24 protein-coding genes and 1 other RNA gene are annotated in these 24,158 nt (G+C 63.3%); 20 read left to right on the top strand and 5 right to left on the bottom strand.

The window, feature by feature from the left end:
- Positions 1–37 precede the first annotated feature (37 nt).
- On the top strand, positions 38–454 hold the full coding sequence (locus AB3X95_RS08425; protein ID WP_176121830.1) for a CopD family protein: 417 nt from the start codon (positions 38–40) through the stop codon (positions 452–454).
- Positions 455–566: 112 nt separating this feature from the next.
- Here AB3X95_RS08425 and AB3X95_RS08420 read toward each other — a convergent pair whose 3' ends face one another.
- The gene (locus AB3X95_RS08420) at positions 567–1,412 is read right to left on the bottom strand and encodes a MurR/RpiR family transcriptional regulator (RefSeq protein ID WP_176365599.1); all 846 of its coding nucleotides are present in this window, start codon (positions 1,410–1,412) and stop codon (positions 567–569) included.
- Between the two features lie 298 nt (positions 1,413–1,710).
- Between AB3X95_RS08420 and edd the strand changes: the two genes are divergently transcribed.
- The 4 genes from edd (at position 1,711) to AB3X95_RS08400 (ending at position 6,465) form a co-directional block, all read left to right on the top strand.
- Complete coding sequence (edd, locus tag AB3X95_RS08415) at positions 1,711–3,675, top strand: phosphogluconate dehydratase (protein ID WP_368621061.1); 1,965 nt, start codon at positions 1,711–1,713, stop codon at positions 3,673–3,675.
- Positions 3,676–3,677: 2 nt separating this feature from the next.
- Positions 3,678–4,319 carry a bifunctional 4-hydroxy-2-oxoglutarate aldolase/2-dehydro-3-deoxy-phosphogluconate aldolase gene (eda, locus tag AB3X95_RS08410; RefSeq protein WP_013090522.1) on the top strand — a complete coding sequence of 214 codons (642 nt, stop codon included), beginning with the start codon at positions 3,678–3,680 and terminating at the stop codon, positions 4,317–4,319.
- 255 nt (positions 4,320–4,574) lie between these two features.
- Positions 4,575–5,960, top strand: a complete 1,386-nt coding sequence (locus tag AB3X95_RS08405; protein ID WP_176121827.1) for a GntP family permease — start codon at positions 4,575–4,577, stop codon at positions 5,958–5,960.
- A 10-nt stretch (positions 5,961–5,970) separates the two neighbouring features.
- Positions 5,971–6,465: a gluconokinase gene (locus AB3X95_RS08400; RefSeq protein ID WP_176121826.1), complete on the top strand. Its 495-nt coding sequence runs from the start codon at positions 5,971–5,973 to the stop codon at positions 6,463–6,465.
- 95 nt (positions 6,466–6,560) lie between these two features.
- On the opposite strand, the gene purB is transcribed toward AB3X95_RS08400, so the two are convergent.
- On the bottom strand, positions 6,561–7,949 hold the full coding sequence (gene purB, locus AB3X95_RS08395; protein ID WP_176380896.1) for an adenylosuccinate lyase: 1,389 nt from the start codon (positions 7,947–7,949) through the stop codon (positions 6,561–6,563).
- A 187-nt stretch (positions 7,950–8,136) separates the two neighbouring features.
- Between purB and AB3X95_RS08390 the strand changes: the two genes are divergently transcribed.
- The 6 genes from AB3X95_RS08390 (at position 8,137) to AB3X95_RS08365 (ending at position 13,986) form a co-directional block, all read left to right on the top strand.
- A complete protein-coding gene (locus tag AB3X95_RS08390; protein WP_184226466.1) occupies positions 8,137–9,093 on the top strand; it encodes a LysR family transcriptional regulator in 957 nt (318 codons plus the stop codon).
- A 162-nt stretch (positions 9,094–9,255) separates the two neighbouring features.
- Positions 9,256–10,578 carry a Glu/Leu/Phe/Val dehydrogenase gene (locus AB3X95_RS08385; protein ID WP_176121823.1) on the top strand — a complete coding sequence of 441 codons (1,323 nt, stop codon included), beginning with the start codon at positions 9,256–9,258 and terminating at the stop codon, positions 10,576–10,578.
- Positions 10,579–10,861: 283 nt separating this feature from the next.
- Entirely contained in the window at positions 10,862–11,755 is an 894-nt protein-coding gene (locus AB3X95_RS08380; RefSeq protein WP_176105074.1) for a glutamate/aspartate ABC transporter substrate-binding protein, read from the top strand.
- 91 nt (positions 11,756–11,846) lie between these two features.
- Positions 11,847–12,587: an amino acid ABC transporter permease gene (locus tag AB3X95_RS08375; RefSeq protein ID WP_176105075.1), complete on the top strand. Its 741-nt coding sequence runs from the start codon at positions 11,847–11,849 to the stop codon at positions 12,585–12,587.
- Positions 12,587–13,264: a glutamate/aspartate ABC transporter permease GltK gene (gene gltK / locus AB3X95_RS08370; RefSeq protein ID WP_184226464.1), complete on the top strand. Its 678-nt coding sequence runs from the start codon at positions 12,587–12,589 to the stop codon at positions 13,262–13,264. Before AB3X95_RS08375 ends, gltK begins: the two co-directional genes overlap by 1 nt.
- Positions 13,261–13,986: an amino acid ABC transporter ATP-binding protein gene (locus tag AB3X95_RS08365; RefSeq protein ID WP_176105077.1), complete on the top strand. Its 726-nt coding sequence runs from the start codon at positions 13,261–13,263 to the stop codon at positions 13,984–13,986. Before gltK ends, AB3X95_RS08365 begins: the two co-directional genes overlap by 4 nt.
- A gap of 101 nt (positions 13,987–14,087) precedes the next feature.
- Here AB3X95_RS08365 and AB3X95_RS08360 read toward each other — a convergent pair whose 3' ends face one another.
- Positions 14,088–15,047 (bottom strand): class II glutamine amidotransferase, encoded by a 960-nt coding sequence (locus AB3X95_RS08360; RefSeq protein WP_176121821.1) that lies wholly within the window; start codon positions 15,045–15,047, stop codon positions 14,088–14,090.
- A 163-nt stretch (positions 15,048–15,210) separates the two neighbouring features.
- Here AB3X95_RS08360 and pyrC point away from each other — a divergent pair, with 163 nt between their 5' ends.
- From pyrC to rnpB, 3 genes are all read left to right on the top strand, one after another.
- Positions 15,211–16,272 (top strand): dihydroorotase, encoded by a 1,062-nt coding sequence (gene pyrC, locus AB3X95_RS08355; RefSeq protein WP_176365604.1) that lies wholly within the window; start codon positions 15,211–15,213, stop codon positions 16,270–16,272.
- Between the two features lie 11 nt (positions 16,273–16,283).
- Positions 16,284–17,210, top strand: coding sequence for a DUF3025 domain-containing protein (locus tag AB3X95_RS08350; protein WP_368621060.1), 927 nt, complete (start codon positions 16,284–16,286; stop codon positions 17,208–17,210).
- A 35-nt stretch (positions 17,211–17,245) separates the two neighbouring features.
- Positions 17,246–17,659: RNase P RNA component class A (gene rnpB, locus AB3X95_RS08345), an RNA gene on the top strand.
- 88 nt (positions 17,660–17,747) lie between these two features.
- On the opposite strand, the gene AB3X95_RS08340 is transcribed toward rnpB, so the two are convergent.
- On the bottom strand, positions 17,748–18,170 hold the full coding sequence (locus tag AB3X95_RS08340) for an OsmC family protein (RefSeq protein WP_026226035.1): 423 nt from the start codon (positions 18,168–18,170) through the stop codon (positions 17,748–17,750).
- Between the two features lie 636 nt (positions 18,171–18,806).
- Between AB3X95_RS08340 and rplM the strand changes: the two genes are divergently transcribed.
- The 3 genes from rplM (at position 18,807) to erpA (ending at position 20,238) form a co-directional block, all read left to right on the top strand.
- Positions 18,807–19,235: a 50S ribosomal protein L13 gene (gene rplM, locus AB3X95_RS08335; RefSeq protein WP_013090508.1), complete on the top strand. Its 429-nt coding sequence runs from the start codon at positions 18,807–18,809 to the stop codon at positions 19,233–19,235.
- Between the two features lie 11 nt (positions 19,236–19,246).
- Positions 19,247–19,639, top strand: a complete 393-nt coding sequence (rpsI, locus tag AB3X95_RS08330) for a 30S ribosomal protein S9 (protein WP_013090507.1) — start codon at positions 19,247–19,249, stop codon at positions 19,637–19,639.
- A 233-nt stretch (positions 19,640–19,872) separates the two neighbouring features.
- A complete protein-coding gene (gene erpA, locus AB3X95_RS08325) occupies positions 19,873–20,238 on the top strand; it encodes an iron-sulfur cluster insertion protein ErpA (protein ID WP_013090506.1) in 366 nt (121 codons plus the stop codon).
- 123 nt (positions 20,239–20,361) lie between these two features.
- On the opposite strand, the gene AB3X95_RS08320 is transcribed toward erpA, so the two are convergent.
- Complete coding sequence (locus AB3X95_RS08320) at positions 20,362–21,492, bottom strand: anhydro-N-acetylmuramic acid kinase (protein WP_176121937.1); 1,131 nt, start codon at positions 21,490–21,492, stop codon at positions 20,362–20,364.
- Positions 21,493–21,671: 179 nt separating this feature from the next.
- On the opposite strand from AB3X95_RS08320, the gene tyrS reads away from it, so the two are divergent.
- The 3 genes from tyrS to AB3X95_RS08305 all read left to right on the top strand — a co-directional run bounded on the left by tyrS (position 21,672) and on the right by AB3X95_RS08305 (position 24,155).
- Entirely contained in the window at positions 21,672–22,922 is a 1,251-nt protein-coding gene (tyrS, locus tag AB3X95_RS08315; protein WP_176121817.1) for a tyrosine--tRNA ligase, read from the top strand.
- Positions 22,919–23,377 (top strand): D-aminoacyl-tRNA deacylase, encoded by a 459-nt coding sequence (gene dtd / locus AB3X95_RS08310; protein WP_176121816.1) that lies wholly within the window; start codon positions 22,919–22,921, stop codon positions 23,375–23,377. The genes tyrS and dtd overlap by 4 nt, the downstream gene beginning before the upstream one ends.
- A gap of 103 nt (positions 23,378–23,480) precedes the next feature.
- Positions 23,481–24,155: a histidine phosphatase family protein gene (locus AB3X95_RS08305; RefSeq protein WP_176121815.1), complete on the top strand. Its 675-nt coding sequence runs from the start codon at positions 23,481–23,483 to the stop codon at positions 24,153–24,155.
- Positions 24,156–24,158 lie beyond the last annotated feature (3 nt).

The raw sequence follows: 24,158 nt of genomic DNA, 5'->3' as shown, positions 1-24,158 counted from the left end.
ACGAACACAACAACAAGAACCACAAGGACCCCCGCCGATGCTTTGGGTAAAGACGTTTCACATCGTGTTGATTGCCTCCTGGTTTGCCGGCCTGTTCTATCTGCCGCGCATCTTCGTCAATCTGGCGATGGAAACGGAACCCGCGGCGACGGCGCGTCTTCTGCTGATGGCGCGCAAGCTGTTCCGCTTCATGAGCTTCATCGCGGTGCCCGCGATCGCGTGCGGCTTGTGGTTGTGGCTCGTGATCGGCATCGGCAGCGGGCAGGGCTGGATTCACGCGAAGGTCGGCGTGGTCGTGCTGCTCGTCATCTATCACGCGTATTGCGGCGTGCTGCTGCGCAGGTTCGAGCGCGGCCAGAATCGCCGCTCGGACAAGTGGTATCGGATGTTCAACGAGCTGCCGGTGCTTGGTATGCTCGCGGCGGTTGCGCTGGTGGTGATCAAGCCGTTCTGAGCGGCTGACGGCGTTAGGCAGGGCGCTGGAAAAAACAAGAGGGCGGTGTGCCGGTTGAATGGCACACCGCCCTTTTTCGTTATGCCCGTCGTTCCGCTCTTATCGGAGCGTATTACCCCTGTGAGTCCACTCGCCGCCGGTGTATCACTTCCTTCGTCTGCGCGAGCTTCTCCACCAGTTCGGGCCCGCGGCTCAACGCGACACCGACCGCCAGAATGTCGCCGATCGCCAGATGCGATACGCGCGAGGTCATCGGCGAAAAGATGTCGGTGTCTTCGTCGACGTTCGCGAAGAGTCCCACGGTCGCGAGCCGCGCGAGCGGCGAATTGCCATGCGTGATCGCGATCACCTTCGCGCCCGAGTTCAGCGCGGCCCTCGCGGCATCGATGATGTCGCGCGTGCGGCCGGTATTGGAAATCGCGACGACCACGTCCCCCGGTCCGAGCAGCGCGGCCGACATCAGAAACGTGTGTGGGTCCGAATACGCGACGCTCGGCATGCCGAGCCGGAAGAACTTGTGCTGCACGTCGAGCGCGGCGATGCCCGAGCCGCCCGCGCCATAGAACTCGATGCGCTTCGCCTGCGCGAGCATGTCGATCGCCGCCGCGACGCTATCCGAAGACAGATTGTTGCGCACCTGAATCAGCGCACCGATGGTCCGGTCGAGGACCTTCGCGGCGACGCCCGGCGTCGGCTCGTCGGGCCGCACGTCGCGATAGACGGCGGGCACTTCGCTGGCGATGCCCTGCGCGAGCCGGATCTTGAATTCGCGAAAGCCGGAAAAACCGAGCGCGTGACAGAAGCGCGCGATCGTCGGCTGACTCACGCCGGCGCGCGCGGCGACCTCGGTCATCGACAGATCCAGCACCTCGCGCGGCGCCTCGATCACATAATCGGCCAGCTTGCGCTCGGACGGGCGCAGCTGATCACGCATCTCTTCCACTTGGGACAGCATCATCGGAAAACTCGCACTATGCTGAAGAACGTGTGGACTATATCCGATTGGTCGTTGGCGCACAAAAGCTAGGTACAAAAACTACATATGCGCGCGTAAGTGTATTCCCTGGGTTTCGGCCGCAAAGCGCCGAGACGCCGCCAATTGGGCGACTCGGCGATTCGCGCGATGCGGCACCGCAACAGCGGTCGTATTTGCGATCATGTAGTTTTTCTACTAATATGGCGTGGTTCGATATCACAACCCCGCGATACCGCCTGGTGTCATGCGTGCGCCTGCCGCCAGCGACGAAGGAGCTCCGATGGTTTCCCCGCATTCGCAATTATTGAAGGTCACGCAACGCGTGATCGAGCGCAGCAAGCCCACGCGTGAAGCGTATCTGGCCCGCATCCAGCATGCGCAGGGGCGCTTTCCGGCACGCGGCGCGTTGTCGTGCGCGAACCTGGCCCACGGTTTCGCAGGTCTCGAAGGCAACGACAAGCTCGTGATCAAGCAGATCCGCGAGCCGAACATCGGCATCGTGTCGTCCTACAACGAGATGCTGTCGGCGCACGCGCCGTACAAAAACTACCCGGACATCATCAAGCAGGCCGCGCGCGAAAACGGCGGCGTCGCGCAATTCGCGGGCGGCGTGCCGGCGATGTGCGACGGCATCACGCAGGGCAACGCGGGCATGGAGCTGTCGCTGTTCTCGCGCGAAGTGATCGCGATGAGCACGGCCGTCGCGCTCACCCACAACATGTTCGACGCCGCGCTGTGCCTCGGCATTTGCGACAAGATCGTGCCGGGCCTGCTGATCGGCGCGCTGCAATTCGGCCATCTGCCGACCATCTTCGTGCCGGCCGGTCCGATGACGAGCGGCCTGTCCAACGACGACAAAGCCAAGACGCGCCAGCAGTTCGCGACTGGCCAATGCGGCCGCGAAGCGCTGCTCGAAGCGGAAGCGGCCGCGTATCACAGCCACGGCACCTGCACGTTCTACGGCACCGCGAACAGCAACCAGATGCTGATGGAAGTGATGGGCCTGCATCTGCCGGGCTCGGCCTTCGTGCATCCGCACACGCCGCTGCGCGACGCGCTGACCGCCCAGGCCGCGCGCCGCGTGCTCGACCTGACGGTCGAGCGCGGCCATTACATGCCGATCGGCCATGTGATCGACGAGAAGGCGATCGTCAACGGCATCGTCGCGCTGCTGGCAACCGGCGGCTCGACCAATCACACGCTGCACCTCGTCGCGATCGCGCGCGCGGCCGGCATCGTGATCGACTGGGACGATTTCGACACGCTGTCGCAGGCGGTGCCGCTGCTCGCGAAGATCTATCCGAACGGCAAGGCCGACGTGAACCACTTCCACGCGGCGGGCGGCGTCGCGTTCCTCGTGCGCAATCTGCTCGAAGGCGGTCTGCTGCATGAAGACGTGAACACCGTCGCGGGCAAGGGCCTGAAGCGCTACACCGAGGAGCCCAAGCTGCTCGACGGCAAGCTGCAATGGGTCGCGGGCGTCGAGGCGAGCGCGGATACCGCGGTGCTGCGCGGCATCCAGGAGCCGTTCCAGCCGGACGGCGGACTGCGTCTGATGCAGGGCAAGCTCGGCCGCGGCGTGATCAAGATCTCGGCGGTCGCGGCGCCGCATCGCAAGGTAAAGGCGCCGGCAATCGTGTTCGATTCGCAGGAAGCGGTGCAGGAAGCATTCGACAAGGGCGAGCTCAAGCGCGACTTCATCGCGGTGGTGCGCTTCCAGGGCGCCCGCGCAAACGGCATGCCCGAGTTGCATCGTTTGACGCCGCTGCTCGGTGTGTTGCAGGATCAGGGTTTCCATGTCGCTCTGGTGACCGACGGCCGTATGTCGGGCGCGTCGGGTAAAGTGCCGGCGGTCATTCATGTTTCGCCGGAAGCGTTGCTGCAAGGCCCGCTCGGCAAGGTCCGCACGGGCGACACGCTGGTCATCGACGCCGAAGCGGGCGTGCTCGACATCGAGATCGACGCAGCCGAATGGGCCGCGCGTCCGAACGCCGAGCCGCTGCATCAGGCGGACAACGAAGCCGGCTTCGGCCGCGAGCTGTTCGGCGTGTTCCGTGCGGCGGCGGCGCCGGCGGAGCAAGGCGCGTCGGTGTTCGGCAAGCTGATCGGCGAGGGCGGCGCGCTCGACGGCCAGCACGGCCACGGCAGCCACCACAAGCACGGCGACAAGCACGCCCATCAATCCAGCAGCCATCACACGAGCACCGCGCAAGCCGGCGCGGCGCTGCAGAAACAAGGAGTCTGACTATGACGTCGAAAACAGTAAGCGATATCGTGCGCCTCGGCCCGGTGATTCCGGTGCTCGCGTTCGACACGGTCGAACAGGGCGAACACGTGTCGCGCGCGTTGCACGCGGGCGGCGTGAAGGTGCTCGAAATCACGTTGCGCACGCCGGCGGGCCTCGGCGCGATCGAGCGTGCGTGCGAGCTCGCCGACGACATCGTGGTCGGTGTCGGCACGATCACGAAGCCCGAACATTGCGCCCAGGCGAAGAAGGCGGGCGCGCAGTTCGGCGTGTCGCCGGGTTTGACCAAGGACATGCACCAGGCCGCGCAGGATGTGGGTCTGCCGCTGCTGCCCGGCGTGATGACGCCGTCGGACATCATCCTCGCGCTCGAGCTCGGCTACGAGATCGTCAAGTTCTTCCCCGCGCAGCAGGCCGGCGGCGTGCCGATGCTGCAGGCATTCCACGGTCCGTTCCCGGCGCTGAAGTTCTGCCCGACCGGCGGCATCACGCCAGAAAGCGCACCGCACTTCCTGTCGCTGCCGAACGTGGTCTGCGTCGGCGGTTCGTGGCTCACGCCGAAGGCCGCGCTCGCCGCGCAGAACTGGGATGAGGTGACGCGCCTTGCGCGCGCCGCGAGCCAGTTGGCGGCGCCCGCACACTAAGCCCCACGACTCACCAGTGCATCGGTTGACTGAGCCGGGCCCAGGAGTCTCGTCGATACAGCCGCATCAGGCTGTCGCGCCGAGACTCTTTTTTGCTTGATATGCGTGCTGGATTTGCGCGCGTTTTTGAAAAACAAACAGTAAAATTCAGCGTCCGCGCGGCCAGCCGGGTTTTCAGGCATCGCGCAGGTTGCCGTGAGACGAAGTGCCGGCCGCATCCGCACTCTGAAATCAATAAACCAAAGGAGGGGCTTCATGGAATCTGCCCACGGAAGCATGTTGCTGGTCTACGCGTTGATCGCGATCGCGTTGCTGATCTTCATGATCACGCGCCTGAAGGTCTATCCGTTTCTCGTTCTGATCATCGTGTCGTTGCTGCTGGGCCTCGTGGCCGGCATGCCGATGCAGACCATCGTCAAATCGTTCGAAACGGGTAACGGCAACACGCTCGGGCACATTGCCATCGTCGTCGGTCTCGGCACGATGCTCGGCAAGATGATGGCCGAATCGGGGGGCGCCGAGCGCGTCGCGACCACGCTGATCAACTGGTTCGGTGAGAAACACATTCACTGGGCGATGATGGTCGTCGCGATCATCGTCGGTTTGCCGGTGTTCTTCGAAGTCGGTTTCGTGCTGCTGATTCCGATCGCGTTCAACGTCGCCAAGCGCACCAACAAATCGCTGCTGCTGGTCGGCCTGCCGATGGTCGCGGGTCTGTCCGTCGTGCATGGGCTGATTCCGCCGCACCCGGCCGCGCTGCTCGCCGTGCAGGCGTATCACGCGGACATCGGCAAGACGATCGCCTATGGTCTGATCGTCGGCATCCCCTGCGCGATTGTCGCCGGTCCGCTGTTCGCGCTGCTGGTGAGCCGCCATATCCAGTTGCCGAAGGAAAATCCGCTTGCCGCGCAATTTCTCAGTCACGACTCGAATAACGGCAACGGCGTGAAAACCAACGCGCCCAAGCGCGAACTGCCGGGCTTCGGCATCACGCTGGCCACGATCCTGTTGCCGGTGGTCCTGATGCTGGTCGGCAGCTGGGCCGACCTGGTGTTCGAACCGAAGACGCTGCCGAACGATCTGCTGCGCTTCTTCGGCAACACCGACGTCGCGCTGCTGACGGCCGTGCTGGTCAGCTTCTGGACCTTCGGCGCGAGCCGCGGCTTTAACCGCGAGCAGATCCAGAAGTTCTGCGGCGAGTGTTTGGCGCCGATCGCGGGTATTACACTGATCGTCGGTGCGGGCGGCGGTTTTGGCCGCGTGCTGTTGGATAGCGGCATTTCGAAGGAAATCACCAACGTTGCGACCGCGGTGCATCTGTCGCCGCTGCTGTTCGGCTGGATCGTCGCGGCGATGATCCGTCTCGCGACCGGTTCGGCCACCGTTGCGATGACGACCGCCTGCGGCATCGTCGCGCCGATCGCGGCGGCGGGCGCGGTGCAAGTGAAGCCGGAACTGATGGTGCTCGCGACCGGCTCGGGCTCGCTGATCTTCTCGCACGTGAACGACGGCGGCTTCTGGCTGATCAAGGAATATTTCGGCATGACGGTGGTGCAGACCTTCAAGACCTGGTCGCTCCTCGAAACCATCATTTCGGTAATGGGGCTGGCCCTGACCTTCGCACTCGCGGCGGTCCTGTAAGGAGTTTCAAATGATTCTGATCGCAATGGGCGTGTCGGGCGCGGGCAAGTCTCTGATTGGCGAAATGCTGGCGGCGCGTCTGCATTGCACGTTCACCGACGGCGACGCGTTCCATAGCGCGGCGAACAAGGAGAAGATGCACCACGGCATTCCGCTCACCGACGAAGACCGCTGGCCGTGGCTGAAGACGATCCGCGCGGCGATCGAGGAAAAGCAGAAGGCGGGCGAGACGGCGGTGTTCACGTGTTCGTCGCTGAAGCGCTCGTATCGCGACATTCTGCGTGCCGGCGACAAGGACGTGTGCTTCGTCTACCTGAAGGGTTCGCGCGAGGTGCTCTCGGAGCGTCTCGGGCATCGCACCGGGCACTTCTTCGATCCGTCGCTGCTGCAAAGCCAGCTCGATACGCTCGAGGAGCCGGGTGACGATGAAGCGATCACGGTCAGCATCGATCTGACGCCGGAGCAGATCGTCGACGAGGCGCTCAGGCAGCTCGAAGCGCGCTGAGTCTTTGATCCCCCGCGTTCCAGTTTCGAACGCGGGACGAAAAAAAGCCGCTCCTCGGAGCGGCTTTTTCTATGAGCCGAAGCTGGACCAGCCGATCAGCCGATTCGCTTCGCCAGGTCGACGGCCTTGCCGATGTACGAGCCGGGCGTCATTTCGAGCAGACGGTCCTTCGCGTCCTGCGGAATCGCCAGGCCGCCGATGAAGCTCTGCAGCGCCTCGCGCGTGATGCCCTTGCCGCGCGTGAGTTCCTTCAGCTGCTCGTACGGATTCTCGATGCCGTAACGGCGCATCACCGTTTGCACCGGCTCGGCCAGCACTTCCCAGCAGTTGTCGAGGTCTTCGTTCAGACGCTGTGCGTTCACTTCGAGCTTGTCGAGGCCGCGGATCAGCGAGTCGTACGCGAGCAGCGAGTAGCCGAACGCGACGCCGATGTTGCGCAGCACCGTCGAGTCGGTCAGGTCGCGCTGCCAGCGCGACACCGGCAGCTTGTCGGCGAGATGGCGTAGCGTCGCGTTCGCGAGGCCGAGGTTGCCTTCGGAGTTTTCGAAGTCGATCGGGTTGACCTTGTGCGGCATCGTCGACGAGCCGATTTCCCCAGCCTTGGTGCGCTGCTTGAAGTAGCCGAGCGAGATGTAGCCCCACACGTCACGGTCGAGATCCAGCAGGATCGTGTTTGCGCGCGAGATCGCGTCGAACAGCTCGGCCATGTAGTCGTGCGGCTCGATCTGGATCGTGTACGGATTGAAGGTGAGCTTCAGGCGATTCTCGACGACGTCCTTCGAGAACGCTTCCCAGTCGAACTCCGGATACGCGGACAGGTGCGCGTTGAAGTTGCCGACCGCGCCGTTCATCTTGCCGAGCAGCTCGACCTTGGCGATACGCTCGATCGCGCGTGCGAGACGCGCGGCGACGTTGGCGATTTCCTTGCCGAGCGTGGTCGGGCTGGCCGGCTGGCCGTGCGTGCGCGACAGCATCGGCTGGGCGGCTTGCGCATGTGCGAGCGCGACGAGGCGTTGATGCACCGAGCGCAGCGCCGGCAGGATCACGTGCTCGCGCGCGCCGGCGAGCATCAGGCCGTGCGACGTGTTGTTGATGTCTTCCGACGTGCACGCGAAGTGAATGAACTCGCTCGCGCGCTCCAGTTCTTCCTGACCCTTCACCGATTCCTTGAGCCAGTACTCGACGGCCTTCACGTCGTGGTTCGTCACGCGCTCGATTTCCTTGATGCGCGCGGCGTCGTGCGCGGTGAAGCGCTCGGCCAATTGCAGCAGGAACTGCTCGGACGCCTCGGAGAAGCGCGGCACTTCGGCGAAGCCGGCGCGCGACAGCGCGATCAGCCAGTGGATTTCGACCGTCACGCGATTGCGCATGAAGGCGGCTTCCGAGAGCCAGTCGCGCAGGGCTTCGGTTTTGGCGGCATAGCGGCCGTCGAGCGGGGAGAGCGCGTTCAGCGCGAACAGGGTGTCGGGGCGGGTGTCGGACATGATGAGGACCGGGTTGAGGCGCAAGTTGAGGCGCGGGTTAAGGCACTGAGCGCTCAGCGAGCGGATCGGAAACGGAGGGAACCGTGGATTTTACCACTGTGATGCGATGCGCCCGCCCGGATGCGTCGGCCGCACTTCGCGCCGCTAGAATGCAGACTTCTTCCCTCTCGCCGGCAAACGCACTCGCATGGAACTGAAATGGCTCGAAGACTTCATTTCGCTCGCGGAAACACGTAGTTTCAGCCGCTCGGCCGAACTGCGCCACGTCACCCAGCCGGCTTTCTCGCGCCGCATCCAGGCGCTCGAAGCGTGGCTCGGCACGGAACTGATCGACCGTTCTGTTTATCCGACGCGGCTCACGGCGGCCGGGCAGGTGTTTAACGAGCAGGCGCTCGCGATGCTGTCGCAATTCCACGAGGCGCGCGCGCTGCTGCGCGGTCACACGGCGACCCCGCAGGCGACGATCGAATTCGCGGTCCCGCACACGCTGTCGCTGACTTACTTTCCGCGCTGGCTGCAGCGCATCGAGGCGCAGATGGGCCCGATCCACACGCGGCTGCGCGCGCTGAACGTGCACGATGCGGCGCTGTCGCTCGTGGAAGGCGGCTGCGATCTGATGATGGGCTACCACCATCCGAGCCACCCGGTCGCGCTCGATCCGGCGCGCTACGACATGCTGACGCTCGGCCACGAGCCGATCAGCCCGTTCTCGGTGCCGGCCCGCGCGGGCCGTCCGCGTCACACGCTGCCTGGCTCGGCCGACGCGCCCGCGCCGTATCTGTCGTACACGCCGAACGCCTACCTCGGGCGCATGACCGAGGTGATTCTCGCGAACGCGCCGGAGCGCCTGTACCTCGACCGGCTCTACGAAACCGACATGGCCGAGGGGCTGAAGGCGATGGCGCTCGCCGGCCACGGCATCGCGTTTCTGCCGCATAGCGCGGTCGAAGATGCGGTGGCCGAAGGCCGGCTGATCCGCCTCGATCGCGCGACGCGCGGCACACCCGAAGGGCAGCTGACGCTCAGCATGGAGATTCGCCTGTACCGCGACAAGCTCGCCGCGAAAAGCGACGACGCGCGCCAGATCCTCGTGCGGCAGTTGTGGGACGTGGTGTCGGAGGAACTCCGGCAAAGCGCCGCCTGAAACGCGGCATAAAACTGAAGCTCGAACCTGCGTCGCCGCGACGCGAATTTGCGGCTTTCCGAACGTTATGCAAGAAAAACATAACCGGATAAGGAAACGGCATTGGATTTCAATACGGCGTTTTTTCACAATGCCCGTACTCGATCAAACGCCGGAGCGTTCATGTCATCCCAGCAACAAGCCGCAGAATCGGCACAAGCCGCCTCAACGTTGCAGTCCGTTCCCTCCTACCTCAACAAAGAAGATCTCGGCCCCTGGGGCAACTACTTGCGCCAGGTCGACCGCGTCGCGCCGTACCTCGGCTCGCTGTCCCGCTGGCTCGAAACCCTGAAGCGCCCGAAGCGCATTCTCGTCGTCGACGTGCCCATCGAACTCGATAACGGCACGGTCGCGCACTTCGAGGGCTATCGCGTGCAGCACAACGTGTCGCGCGGTCCGGGCAAGGGCGGCGTGCGTTATCACCAGGACGTTACGCTCTCCGAAGTGATGGCGCTGTCCGCGTGGATGTCGGTGAAGAACGCGGCGGTGAACGTGCCGTACGGCGGCGCGAAAGGCGGCATCCGCGTCGATCCGCGCACGCTGTCGCGCGGCGAGCTCGAGCGTGTGACGCGCCGCTACACGAGCGAGATCGGCATCATCATCGGACCGAATACCGACATCCCCGCGCCGGACGTGAACACGAACGAGCAGATCATGGCGTGGATGATGGACACGTACTCGATGAATCAGGGGCAGACGGCCACCGGCGTCGTGACCGGCAAGCCGATCACGCTCGGCGGCTCGCTCGGCCGCCGCGAGGCGACCGGCCGCGGCGTGTTCGTGGTGGGCTGCGAAGCGGCTCGCCGCATCGGTTTCGATATCGAAGGCGCGCGTATTGCGGTGCAGGGCTTCGGCAACGTCGGCGGCATCGCCGCGCGTCTGTTCCAGGAAGCGGGCGCGAAGGTCGTCGCGGTGCAGGACCACACCGGCTCGGTGTACAAGTCCACCGGCATCGACGCGGTCGCGCTGCTCGATTACGTCGCGAAGAAGGGCGGCGTCGGCGGATTCCCTGAAGCCGACGCGATCACCGCTGACGAGTTCTGGACCGTCGAATCGGACATCCTGATTCCGGCGGCACTGGAAAACCAGATCACCGAAAAGAACGCAGGCAAGATCAAGACCAGGATCATCGTCGAGGGCGCGAACGGCCCGACCACCACGGCGGCCGACGACATCCTGCACGATCGCGGCATCCTCGTGATTCCGGACGTGGTCGCGAATGCGGGCGGTGTGACAGTGTCATATTTCGAATGGGTGCAGGACTTTTCGAGCTTCTTCTGGACCGAGGACGAAATCAACGAGCGCCTCGAGCGCGTGATGCGCGAAGCGTTCGCGGCGGTGTGGCAGGTGTCGAGCGAGCAGAACGTGTCGGTGCGCACGGCGGCGTTCATCGTCGCGTGTAAGCGGATTTTGCAAGCGCGCGAGATGCGCGGCTTGTATCCCTGATGGACCCTGTCCTATCTTGTTGGAAGCGGCGGTGACGCGGCCCGGTATCCGGGCCGGGAGGCGAAACCGTCGAAATTTTGTGCATCAGCGCGGTCCACAAGACGGCGTGTTTGACCGGCGGGCGGCATCCTATCGATGCCGCCCGCCTTCTCGTATGTGCGAAACGGCTGTGCGACCGCGCCGCGGGCCCATCGCGGCGTGCGCGCAACAGCATGGTTAATAGGAATACTTTCAGAAAAATTACTTTGTTACACTGGCGCCGGTTCTTGCCAAGGAGATCAAGATGAAGGTTAAAAAAGCTGCACTGTTGCTCGCCACTCTCGGATTGTTTACGGTTGGCGCGCATGCGCAAGACTCGGGGACGCTGAAAAAGATCAAGGATACCGGCGTCATTTCGCTGGGCCATCGGGAGTCGTCGATTCCGTTCTCGTATTACGACGACAAGCAGAACGTGATCGGCTACTCGCAGGATTACGCGATGAAGATCGTCGAGGCCGTCAAGCAGAAGCTGAACATGCCGAACCTGAAGGTGAAGCTTGTGCCGGTCACGTCGCAGAACCGTATTCCGCTCGTGCAGAACGGCACGGTCGACATCGAGTGCGGCTCCACCACGAACAACCTCGAGCGCCAGCAACAGGCTGCCTTCACGAACACGATCTTCGTGATCGGCACGCGGTTGATGACCAAGAAAGATTCCGGCATCAAGGACTTCCCGGACCTGAAGGGCAAGACGGTCGTGACGACCGCCGGCACCACGTCCGAGCGCCTGCTTCGCAAGATGAACCAGGACAAGAGCATGGGCATGAACATCATCAGCGCGAAGGATCACGGCGAGTCGTTCCTGACGCTGTCGACGGGCCGTGCCGCCGCGTTCATGATGGACGACGCGCTGCTCGCCGGCGAGCGCGCCAAGTCGAGCAACCCGAACGATTTCGTGATCGTCGGCACGCCGCAATCGCGTGAGGCTTACGGCTGCATGCTGCGCAAGAACGACGCCGACTTCAAGAAGGTCGCCGACGACGCGATCGCGAAGGTTCAATTGTCGAGCGAAGGCGAAACGATCTACAAGCGCTGGTTCGAATCGCCGATCCCGCCGAAGGGCCTGAACCTGAACTTCCCGATGAGCGACGACATGCGTGCGCTGTTCAAGAATCCGAACGACAAGGCAATCGACTAAACCCTAGCTGCTTTTTCGACACTTTCGAAACGCTGAACGGAACGGAAGGGGCCACGCGCTTCTTCCGTTTCTTTTTGCCGGAGTCTTGGTCATGTCATATCACTGGAACTGGGGCATTCTGCTGAGTCCCGTCTCCACGGGCGAGCCGACCACCTACCTGGGCTGGCTGCTCTCGGGGCTGTGGGTGACGGTCACCGTGTCGCTGTCGGCATGGGTGATCGCGCTGATCGTCGGCTCGCTGTTCGGTGTGCTGCGCACGGTGCCGAACAAATGGGCGTCGGGCGTCGGCACCGTCTACGTCGCGATTTTCCGTAACATTCCGCTGATCGTGCAGTTCTTCATCTGGTATCTGGTGATACCGGAGCTGCTGCCCGTGTCGATCGGCACCTGGTTCAAGCAATTGCCGCCGAGCGCGCAGTTCTTCTCGGCGTCGATCGTGTGTCTAGGCCTCTTCACCGCCGCGCGGGTGTGCGAGCAGGTGCGCTCGGGCATCAACGCGTTGCCGCGCGGCCAGCGCGCGGCCGGTCTCGCGGTGGGCTTCACGCAATGGCAGACGTATCGCTACGTGCTGCTGCCGGTCGCGTACCGGATCATCGTGCCGCCGCTCACATCCGAGTTTCTGAACATTTTCAAGAACTCAGCGGTTGCCTCGACGATCGGTCTGCTCGATCTGTCCGCGCAGGCGCGTCAGCTGGTCGACTACACGTCGCAAACTTATGAGTCGTTCATCGCGGTCACGGTCGCATACATGCTGATCAACGTGATCGTGATGCTACTGATGCGCTGGGTCGAAGCGAAGTCCCGGCTGCCCGGCTATATCGGAGGCAAGTGATGCATCATTTCGACTGGAGCGGTATTCCGGGTGCACTACCTACGCTGTGGACCGGCGCGATCATCACGTTCAAGATCACGCTCGTCGCGATCGTGTTCGGCATCATCTGGGGCACCATTCTCGCGATCTTTCGACTGTCGTCGATCAAACCGCTCGCATGGTTCGCGCAGGGCTACGTGACGCTGTTCCGTTCGATCCCGCTCGTGATGGTGCTGCTGTGGTTCTTCCTGATCGTGCCGCAGGTGCTGCAAAGCGTGCTCGGTCTGTCGGCCGACATCGACATCCGGCTCGCCTCGGCGATGGTCGCGTTCTCGCTGTTCGAGGCTGCGTACTATTCGGAGATCATCCGCGCCGGCATTCAGGCGGTGCCGCGCGGCCAGGTCAACGCGGCGTTCGCGCTCGGCATGACCTATGGGCAGGCAATGCGTCTGATCGTGCTGCCGCAGGCGTTTCGCGCGATGGTGCCGCTGCTGCTCACGCAAGGGATCGTGCTGTTTCAGGATACATCGCTCGTGTACGTGATCAGCCTTGCCGACTTCTTCCGCACGGCCACGAATATTGGCGATCGTGACGGCACGAATGTCGAGATGGTACTGTTCGCGGGTGCGGTTTATTTCGTGATCTGCGTTATCGCGTCGAGCCTCGTCAAAAGTCTTCAGAAAAAGGTCGCAAGATGATCTCTATCAAGAATGTTTCGAAGTGGTACGGCCATTTCCAGGTGCTGACCGACTGCACGACGGAAGTCAAAAAGGGCGAAGTGGTCGTGGTGTGCGGGCCGTCCGGCTCGGGCAAGTCCACGCTGATCAAGACCGTCAACGGCCTCGAGCCGTTCCAGAAGGGCGAGATCGTCATCAACGGTCAGTCGCTGACCGACAAGAAAACCAATCTGTCGAAGCTGCGCTCGAAGGTCGGCATGGTGTTCCAGCACTTCGAGCTGTTCCCGCATCTGTCTATCGTGCAGAACCTGACGCTCGCGCAGGTCAAGGTGCTCGGCCGCTCGAACGACGAGGCGACCGCGAAGGGCCTCAAGCTGCTCGATCGCGTCGGTCTGCGCGCGCATGCGGACAAGTATCCGGGGCAGCTGTCCGGTGGTCAGCAGCAGCGCGTGGCGATTGCGCGAGCGCTGTCCATGGACCCGATCGCGATGCTGTTCGACGAGCCGACTTCGGCGCTCGACCCGGAGATGATCAACGAAGTGCTCGACGTGATGGTCGAACTCGCGCAGGAAGGCATGACCATGATGTGCGTGACGCACGAAATGGGCTTTGCGAAGAAGGTCGCGCATCGCGTGATTTTCATGGACAAGGGCTTGATCGTCGAAGACGACCGCAAGGAAGACTTCTTCGCAAATCCGAAGTCGGATCGCGCGAAGGACTTTCTCGCGAAGATCCTGCACTGAGGTTCGCTGCGCGGGCCTCGTTGCCGAGGCTTGTGTGGGGATGAGAAAAGCCGCTCCGTGGAGCGGCTTTTTGTTGCCTGGCTGAGGGCGACATCAGCGGTTCATGACTCGAACGCCGCCGCATCATCCGCGGCTTCGAGATCGGTTTCGCTGTCGGGCGAAAGCGTGGTTCCGCGCGTGCCCACCGGCTGCGCGCCGTTCGATGCCGCGATCGTCGTCGCCGATGCGGATGCATCGAGGGCCGGATTGCGCAGCTTTTCGAGCACCGAGTCCGGCACCGGGATATTGGCCTGGCCGATCACTTCGCCATGCCGGAACATCAGCAGATCGCCGGGCTTGAACGCGGTCCACACTTCGTTGTCGGTCAGCGGCTTGGTCGCGATGACTGCGACGCGGTCTTCGGGCGTCGTGTATTTGGCAAAGTCGATCGATACGTCCGCGTCGACCAGATGCGCGGTCGAAAACGGCCAGTGACGCACGAGGTAATGCAGATGCGTCGAGCAATGCGCAAACAGCGCCTGGCCGTTCGACATCAGGAAATTGAACACGCCGTATTGCGTGATTTCACGCGTGAGCGCCTCGAGCGCGCCGAACAGCTCGTCAAGCGGCGGCTGCTGCGCGCCCGGAAAAGCCTTGCGCAAACCTTGCAGCAGCGCGCAGAACGAGAGTTCGCTGTCGGTCGTGCCGACCGGCTGATATACGCCGTTCAACTCCGGCGCGTACCCCTGCAGATCGCCGTTATGCGCGAAGATCCAGTGACGTCCCCACAGTTCGCGCATGAACGGGTGGCAGTTTTCGAGCAGGATGTGCCCTTGCGTCGCCTTGCGGATGTGCGCGATCGTGTTTTTCGATTTGATCGGGTAGCGCTTGACCATCTCGGCGATCGGCGAGGTGGCCGACGATTGATGATCGATGAACAGGCGGCAGGCCTTGTCTTCAAAAAAGGCGATGCCCCAGCCGTCGGCGTGGTGATCGGTGACGCCGCCGCGCGCCGCAAAGCCGGTAAAGGAAAACGTGACGTCCGTCGGCGCGGCGCAGTTCATTCCGAGAAGTTGGCACATGTTGCGGGTGAGCCTGTGAACGGAGCGAGCCGTTACAATGATGATTTTCCAAGCATATCACCGAGCCGGAGACGCCAAATAGCAAAATTGACACGTGTTTGGGCCGCTACAACGCGGTTTGACCGGTCGATCAGCGAGGCGCGCGAAGTCTCGTATTCCTGCCATGACTGCTTCCAACGTTTCCCCCGATTCCGTCACGCTGGTCCGCCCGGACGACTGGCACCTGCACGTGCGCGACGGCGCGATGCTCGCGGCCGTGCTGCCTGACACCGCGCGCCAGTTCGGCCGCGCGATCATCATGCCGAACCTGAAGCCGCCGGTCACGACGACCGGGATGGCGAAGGCGTATCGCGAGCGCATCATCGCCGCGATTCCCGAGGGCGCGAAATTCGAGCCGCTGATGACGCTGTACCTGACCGACAACACGCCGCCCGACGAAATCCGCCGCGCGCGCGAGAGCGGCTTCGTGCACGGCGTGAAGCTCTATCCGGCGGGCGCGACGACGAACTCCGACGCGGGCGTCACCGATCTGATGAAGTGCGCGAATACGCTGGAAGTGATGCAGGAAGTCGGCATGCCGCTGCTCGTGCACGGCGAGGTGACGGATTCGGACATCGATCTGTTCGACCGCGAGAAGGTCTTCATCGATCGCGTGATGATGCCGCTGCGCCGGGCGTTTCCGGCGCTGAAGGTCGTGTTCGAGCACATCACGACGAAGGACGCGGCAGACTACGTCCGCGAGGCGGGCGTCGCGCCGGAACTGCTAGGAGCTACGATTACCGCGCACCATCTGCTGTACAACCGCAATGCGATTTTCCAGGGCGGCATCCGTCCGCATTACTACTGCCTGCCGGTGCTCAAGCGCGAGACGCATCGCGTCGCGCTGGTCGAGGCCGCGACCTCGGGCGATCCGCGTTTCTTCCTCGGCACCGACAGCGCGCCGCATCCGAAGGGACTGAAGGAGCACGCGTGCGGCTGCGCGGGCTGCTACACCGCGCTGCACGCGCTCGAGCTCTACACCGAGGCATTCGACAAGGCCGGCGCGCTCGACAAGCTCGAAGGCTTCGCGAGCTTCCACGGGCCGGACTTCTATCGTCTGCCGCGCAATACGGAGAAGATCACGCTGCGTCGTGAGGAATGGACGCTGCCGGCCGAGCTGCCGGCTGGTGATACGCCGGTCGTGCCGCTGCGCGGCGGCGAATCGATTGGCTGGCGTCTCGTTTGAGGCTACGGCTGATGCCCGAGCGTGAGGCGGGGCAGCGCACTGCCAATATTGATGTGGCGGCGAACGCGGGCTCCGCGCTAGCGCATGAAGCCGCGGCCAAAGCTGCGCGCGGCATGGCACCCGAGCCTGTGCTAGCAGGCTTCGCCGCAATCGACTGGTCGACCCCGTGGTTCGCTCAATTCGCCGCACGCGGTCAGCGTTGGCAGCAAGCCGCGCTGACCGGCTACGCTGACCTGCTCGCCGCGATGAATGCCGACGCGGCCCAGATGCAACAGAGCACCGGCCGCGGCCAGCGTCTCACGTTTATCGCGCAGGACGATCTGCCACCGGGCGCCGCGTACGAGGGACATATCGCGTCGACCGGCTGCGTGCCGACGCGCCACAATCTGCACGACTTCTTCAACGGTTCGATGTGGTTCGCCTTTCCGCGCATCAAGGCGGCGTTGAACGCGCGCCAGTCGGCGGAACTCGACGTGCTCGGCGTCGGCTCGAAGCGTGGCGGCGTGCGCGACATGCTGACTCTGTTCGACGAAAATGCGCTGCTGTTCGCTTGCGCCGATCCTGCGCTGAGCGCCGCGCTACGTGGTTTCGACTGGCAAACGCTGTTCGTCGCACGCCGCGATGCATGGGGGCATGCCTGCGAAGTACGTTGCTTCGGTCATGCGCTGCTGGAAAAGCTGATCGCGCCATTCAAGGGCTGCACCGGCCATGCGTGGATCGTCGACGTTCCGGCCGAATATTTCGATTGGGACACCCCGGCGCGCGACGCGTGGCTCGATGAAGTGGTCAGCACGGCGGTGCTCGGCACCGACGCTTTGACGAGCCGCCTGTTCGCACCGCTGCCGGTGCTCGGCATTCCGGGCTGGTGGCCCGAGAACGAATCACCCGCGTTCTACGACGACACGACCGTGTTCCGAGCGGGGCGGCGCAAGCGCTAGGCGCTTTTGCGTTCGGTGTTAAAATCCGCGCCAGCAAAGCAGGCCAGGCAGTCGCGGCCTCGACGGCTTCGGCCAACGAGGGCGAGGAAAGTCCGGACTCCACAGGGCAGGGTGATGGCTAACGGCCATCCGTGGCGACACGCGGAACAGGGCAACAGAAAGCAAACCGCCGATGGCCCGGCGCAAGCCGGGATCAGGTAAGGGTGAAACGGTGCGGTAAGAGCGCACCGCGGCTGTCGCAAGGCAGACCGGCACGGTAACCTCCACCCGGAGCAATTCCAAGTAGGCAGGCGCGCATCTTCGCGATGCAGGACGGGGCCCCCGTCTCGTCTGCGGGTAGGAAGCTTGAGCGCGTCAGTAATGGCGCGCCTAGAGGAATGGCTGCCACGCGCGTCGCGTCTTCGGACGCGACGTGTGCACAGAATCCGGCTTATCGGCCTGCTTTGCCGCTGAATAAGAAAAGCCGGCGTCCGTTGGGACGCCGGCTTTTTCATTTGGGGGCGCGGATGGCGGCCGTGGCCGCTATCGCTATCGCGCTCAGAGCGCGACGATGTCGAACGAATGCGTGAGCTCGGCGGTCTTCGCGATCATGATCGACGCCGAACAATATTTGTCGTGCGACAGATTGATTGCGCGCTCGACGGTCGCCGGATTCAGATTCTTGCCCGTCACCGTGAAGTGGAAGTGGATCTTCGTGAATACTTTCGGATCTTCGCTTGCGCGCTCGGCCTTCAGCGTCACCGAGCAGCCGGCGATCTCCTGGCGGCTCTTCTTCAGGATCATCACGACGTCGTAGGCGGTGCAGCCGCCGGTGCCGAGCAGCACCATTTCCATCGGACGCGGCGCGAGGTTGCGTCCGCCACCCTCGGGTGCGCCGTCCATCGCGACCAGATGACCGCTGCCCGTCTCGGCCGCGAACGCCATCCCGTCTTGTCCCATCCAGCTTACTTTGCATTCCATGCTGTCACTCCCACCGCGCATCGCTTTGTCGAGACGGCATTGTAGCCCGGTGTCTGACAATTAGCTCAGGCCGACCGCAGCCGGTGTCCATGCACGCTGATTGCTTTCTTGCTGCGGTGCGGAATGGACCGGCGGTTTCCTAGTCCCGCACCCGGTTTAGGGGTTTTAGTCTAGGGGTTATCTGCTGCTGTTGGAATTATTTCGCCCTTAGTGCTTGATCCAAAAGGAGTTTTGCCAAATCTTGGTCGCACGCTGAATCTGCCGCATTATGAAAACGCATTTCGCAATGCAAATATTCTTGCGTTGCACAAGGGCGACTCTTATAATCCACCCATCGTTGCAGCAGTTCTGCAACCTCCGCTGTCTCCTCCACCTCCTCCTTTGGTGGATTAAACCCGAACCACTTGTTCGGGTTTTTTTTCGCCTGGCTTTGTCCGCCGTTTTGCCCCGATTTCGGACCGCTGATGGAGAGCGCATCGCACGTTTTGACTTGCGAGTACAAATTCCTTTATAATTCAGGGCTTTTCCGCATCCGCGCCCGCGGAAGAAGAACCAGGGAGAGCCTGCACGCGCCTCGATGCGCAAACTACAAGCAGGAAAGAACACATTGGGCGCAGCAATTTTTTTGGATCGATCATGAAGACGTTTTCCGCAAAAGCCCATGAGGTGACGCGCGAATGGTACGTGATTGACGCGACGGATAAGGTTCTCGGGCGTGTCGCCAGCGAAGTGGCACACCGTCTTCGCGGCAAGCACAAGCCTGAATTCACTCCCCACGTCGACACCGGTGATTTCATCATCGTTATCAACGCTGGCAAGCTGAAGGTCACGGGCAACAAGGTTACCGACAAGAAGTACTACCGTCACTCGGGCTACCCGGGCGGTATCTATGAAACGACGTTCGGCAAGATGCAGGAACGCTTCCCGGGCCGCGCGCTCGAGAAGGCGGTCAAGGGCATGCTGCCGAAGGGCCCGCTCGGCTACGCGATGATCAAGAAGCTGAAGGTCTACGCTGACGCAACGCATCCGCATTCGGCACAACAGCCGAAGGCGCTCGAGATCTAAGGGGAGCCCACATGATCGGTAACTGGAATTACGGCACGGGCCGCCGCAAGAGCGCCGTCGCTCGCGTGTTCATCAAGGCAGGCAAGGGCGACATCGTTGTGAACGGCAAGCCCATCGCCGACTACTTCTCGCGCGAAACGTCGCTGATGATCGTGCGTCAGCCGCTGGAACTCACGAACCACGGCACCACGTTCGACATCAAGGTCAACGTGACCGGTGGCGGTGAAACGGGTCAAGCCGGTGCGGTTCGCCACGGCATCACCCGCGCTCTGATGGACTATGACGCAACGCTGAAGCCGCAACTGTCGAACGCTGGCTTCGTTACGCGTGACGCTCGTGAAGTCGAGCGTAAGAAGGTCGGCTTCCACAAGGCACGTCGCCGCAAGCAGTTCTCGAAGCGTTAATCGTTTCGGGCGCAATCCGGGCTTCACGCCGGTTTGCAGCAAAAGCCGCCAACGCCACGAGCGAAGGCGGCTTTTTTTATGCTTCGCTGGCGTTCGCGGGCTGGTCTCGTTCGCTCAGCGGCAACGGCTCGCCTTGCATCGACCTTGCAACAAGAACCCATTGATTTTGTGGGCATCAGCACGATATCCGGAACAGCCCTACAATATCGGCTAAAGCTTTTTGGAGAGTTCGAATGAACGCAGTCACCGACACCCCCGTGACCGAGATGCCGGCCCCCTTCGTCTTCACCGACGCAGCGGCGGACAAGGTCAAGCAACTGATCGATGAGGAAGGCAACCCGGAGCTCAAACTGCGCGTGTTCGTGCAGGGCGGCGGCTGCTCGGGCTTCCAGTACGGCTTCACGTTTGACGAAGCGATCAACGAAGACGACACCGTGATGAACAAGAGCGGCGTGCAGCTTCTGATCGATTCGATGAGCTACCAGTACCTGGTCGGCGCAGAGATCGACTACAAGGATGACATCAACGGCGCGCAGTTCGTCATCAAGAACCCGAACGCGACCACGACCTGCGGTTGCGGTTCGTCGTTTTCGGTCTGAGCGGTAAGGCTCATTAAACCACAGCGAAAACGGGGCCTAGGCCCCGTTTTTTTTTGTTGCTTCCGCGCCGCGGAAGCAGCGCGCGACGGCAAAAGGCGTCGGTTTCTTCGCCTGGACCTCTCATCAGCGCGGATAAATCGCCCCCAGAACCCGCTCCGCGGACGCCCCCGTCACGCTTGGCAGACTGCCCGGCAGACGCGCGATGCAGCGCATCGCGAGCCATGCGAACGCGAGCGGTTCGACCTGGCTCGGCGGCACGCCTAGCGCGTCGGTCGTCAACACGGGCACGCCGCTTACGCCGCTGTCTTCGAGCGCCTGCTGCAACGCTTTCATGATCTCCGGATTGCGCGCGCCGCCGCCACACACGTACACGGCCCGCGCGTCGGATGCATGCCGCTCGATCTCGCGCGCAACCGTCACCGCGGTCAGCGCGACGAGTGTCGCCTGTACGTCGGCCGGTGCGAGCGCGGCGAACGGCTCGAGTTTCGCATCGAGCCATGCGGTGTTGAACAGATCGCGGCCGGTGCTCTTGGGCGGCTGTTCGGCGAAGAACGGCTCGTCGAGCAGCGCGTTCAGCAGCTTGCGATCGATCTGGCCGCTCGCCGCGAAATGACCGTTTTCGTCGAATGGCTTGCCAAGATGGCGCTCGGCCCAAGCGTCGAGCAGCGCGTTCGCCGGGCCGCAGTCGAAGCCGCGCACCCCGCCGGTCGCGTTCAGGATCGTGATGTTGCTGATGCCGCCAAGATTGCAGACGACACGCGTTTCGTTCTTCGCCCCGAAGATCGTCGCGTGAAAAGCGGGCACGAGCGGCGCGCCCTGGCCGCCCGCCGCGACGTCGCGGCTGCGGAAATCGGCGACCACGTCGATATGCAACATCTCCGCGAGCAGCGCCGGGTTGTTGATCTGCCGCGTATAGCCCTTTTCCGGCCGATGCCGCACGGTCTGCCCATGCACGCCAATGGCACGGACCTCGTCGGCCGATACGCGGCTATCGCGCAGCAGATCGTGGCAGCACACCGTGTAGCGCGTCGCTAGCGCGTTGGCGGCGAGAGCTTCGCGCTCGATCTCGTTGTCCCCCGGCTGTTGCAGCGCGAACAGCGCCTCGCGGATGCCGGCCGAAAAGCCGACGAACGCCTCGGCCAGCACTTCGGGCGGTTTCCCCGTGGCAAACCGGACGGCGACGCCGTCCACACCGTCCATGCTGGTTCCCGACATCAGTCCGAAATAGATGCCGTCTGCGGGATCTTGCGCCACGTCGCTGCTCCTGTCGATGTTCATTGCGATTCGTTGTAGCAGATTATCGGCGCAAACGCGGTAGGTGACGCGAGCGGCAACGAAATCGCCCGTCGCGGAGCCGCACAGGGCGTGTCAGTGGGCGCGGCGGCGCGCATCTATGGGACAATCCTGTTTTTTCGCGACTTCACGTTTCCAGCATGAGCACCGAGTCCACCCAGCCTAATCCCGCTTCCGCCTTCCCGATCACCGATGAAGTCCGTCACGCGCTCGCCGTGACCAAGCGCGGCGTCGACGAACTGCTGATCGAAGACGAATTCGCGCAAAAGCTCGCGCGCAGCGCGGCGACGGCCAAGCCGCTGCGCATCAAGCTCGGGCTCGATCCAACTGCACCCGACATCCACATCGGCCATACCGTCGTGCTAAACAAGATGCGCCAGCTGCAGGACCTCGGCCACACGGTGATTTTCCTGATCGGCGATTTCACGTCGCTGATCGGCGACCCGTCCGGGCGCAACGCGACCCGCCCGCCGCTCACGCGCGAGCAGATCGAATCGAACGCGAAAACCTACTTCGAGCAGGCCGCCCTCGTGCTCGATCGCGACAAGACCGAGATCCGCTACAACAGCGAATGGTCGATGCCGCTCGGCGCCGACGGCATGATCAAGCTCGCGTCGCGCTACACGGTCGCGCGCATTCTCGAGCGCGAGGACTTCACGAAGCGCTTCCAGGGCGGCGTGCCGATCTCGATCCACGAATTCCTGTACCCGCTGATGCAGGGCTACGACTCGGTCGCGCTGAACGCGGACCTCGAACTCGGCGGCACGGACCAGAAGTTCAACCTGCTGGTCGGTCGCGAGCTGCAGAAGCAGTACGGCCAGGAGCAGCAGTGCATCCTGACGATGCCGCTGCTCGAAGGGCTCGACGGCGTCGAGAAGATGTCGAAGTCGAAGAACAACTACATCGGCATCAGCGAAAAGCCGACCGACATGTTCGGCAAGCTGATGAGCATCTCCGACACGCTGATGTGGCGTTACTTCGAGTTGCTGTCGTTCCGTCCGATGGACGAAATCGCCGGCTTCAAGCGCGAAGCCGAGGCGGGCCGTAATCCGCGCGACTTCAAGGTGATGCTCGGCCAGGAAATCGTCGCGCGTTTCCACTCGCAGGCGGATGCCGAGCGCGCGCTAGAGGACTTCAATCATCGCGCGAAGGGCGGCGTGCCCGACGATATTCCGGCCGTGACGCTCGCAGGCGCACCGCTTGCGATCGGCCAACTGCTGAAGCAGGCGAACCTCGTGCCGTCGACGAGCGAGGCACTGCGCAACATCGAGCAGGGCGGCGTGAAGATCGATGGCACCGCGGTGTCCGACAAAGGCCTGAAGGTCGAAGCGGGCGAGTACGTCGTGCAGGTCGGCAAGCGCCGCTTCGCACGCGTGACGCTGACGGCGTGATCGCGCTGATCCAACGTGTGCGGCGCGCCGAAGTGCGCGTCGCCGATCGGGTAACCGGCGCGATCGACGCCGGCCTGCTCGCGCTCGTCTGCGCGGAGCGTGGCGACACCGAGGCCGTGGCCGACAAGCTGCTCGCCAAGGTGCTCGGCTACCGCGTGTTCAGCGACGCGGCCGGCAAGATGAACCTCTCGGTGCAAAATCTCGACGGCGCAGGGCGCGCGGGCGGCCTGCTGCTGGTGTCGCAGTTCACGCTCGCGGCAGATACCAACAGCGGCCTGCGCCCGAGCTTCACGCCGGCCGCGCCACCCGACGAGGGCAAGCGCCTGTTCGACTACTTCGTCACGGCGGCGCGCGCGAAGCATCCGATCGTCGAGACCGGTGAGTTCGGCGCGGAGATGCAGGTGTCGCTCGTCAACGACGGGCCGGTCACGTTCTGGTTGCAGACCAACGCGTAAAAGAGCGCAAACGGTACCAGCGCGCGGCTGCGGCATGCGAGCCGCGCCGCCGCTTTTTGCGACAATAGCCGCTGGACACAACCGCGAACGGCACCTCTCTCTCATGACGACGCAGATCCTGTTTATCCGGCACGGCGAGACCGACTGGAACCGCATCAAGCGGATTCAAGGCCACATCGACATTCCGCTCGCGACGACCGGCATCGCGCAGGCGCAACGTCTCGCGCAGCGCCTCGCCGCCGAGGCGAAGCAGGGCGCCCGGCTCGACGCGATCTATTCGAGCGACCTGCAGCGCGCGCAGCAGACCGCGCAGCCGATCGGCGAGGCGCTCGACCTGCCGCTGCAATCGCGCGAGAACTTGCGCGAGCGCTCGTACGGCGCGTTCCAGGGCCATGACAGCGACGAGATCGCGCTACGTTTCCCCGACGAATACGCGCAGTGGCAAACCCGTGATCCCGGCTTCGCGCCGCCCGGGGGCGAGTCGCACCGCGTGTTCTATCACCGCATCATGCACGCGATCGAGCCGCTCGTCGCCGCGCATCCGGGTGGGCGCATCGTGTGTGTCACGCATGGCGGCGTGCTCGACTGCGTGCACCGCTTTGCAACCAGTATGCCGCTCGACGCACCGCGCAATTACCCGTTGCTGAACACCAGCCTGAACGTCGTGGATTACGGGAACGATCGCGCGACGATCGTGACGTGGGCGGACGTATCGCATCTCGAAGCCGGCAGCGCCGACGATGACGGTTTCAGGAAGGGACCGGAGTCGAAGCGGTAAGCC

This window comes from Paraburkholderia sp. BR13444 (assembly GCF_040948755.1).
GTDB classification, from domain to species: Bacteria; Pseudomonadota; Gammaproteobacteria; order Burkholderiales; family Burkholderiaceae; genus Paraburkholderia; species Paraburkholderia youngii.
Note: the sequence above shows the minus strand (reverse complement) of the source record. Positions and strands in the feature narration are given on the sequence as shown.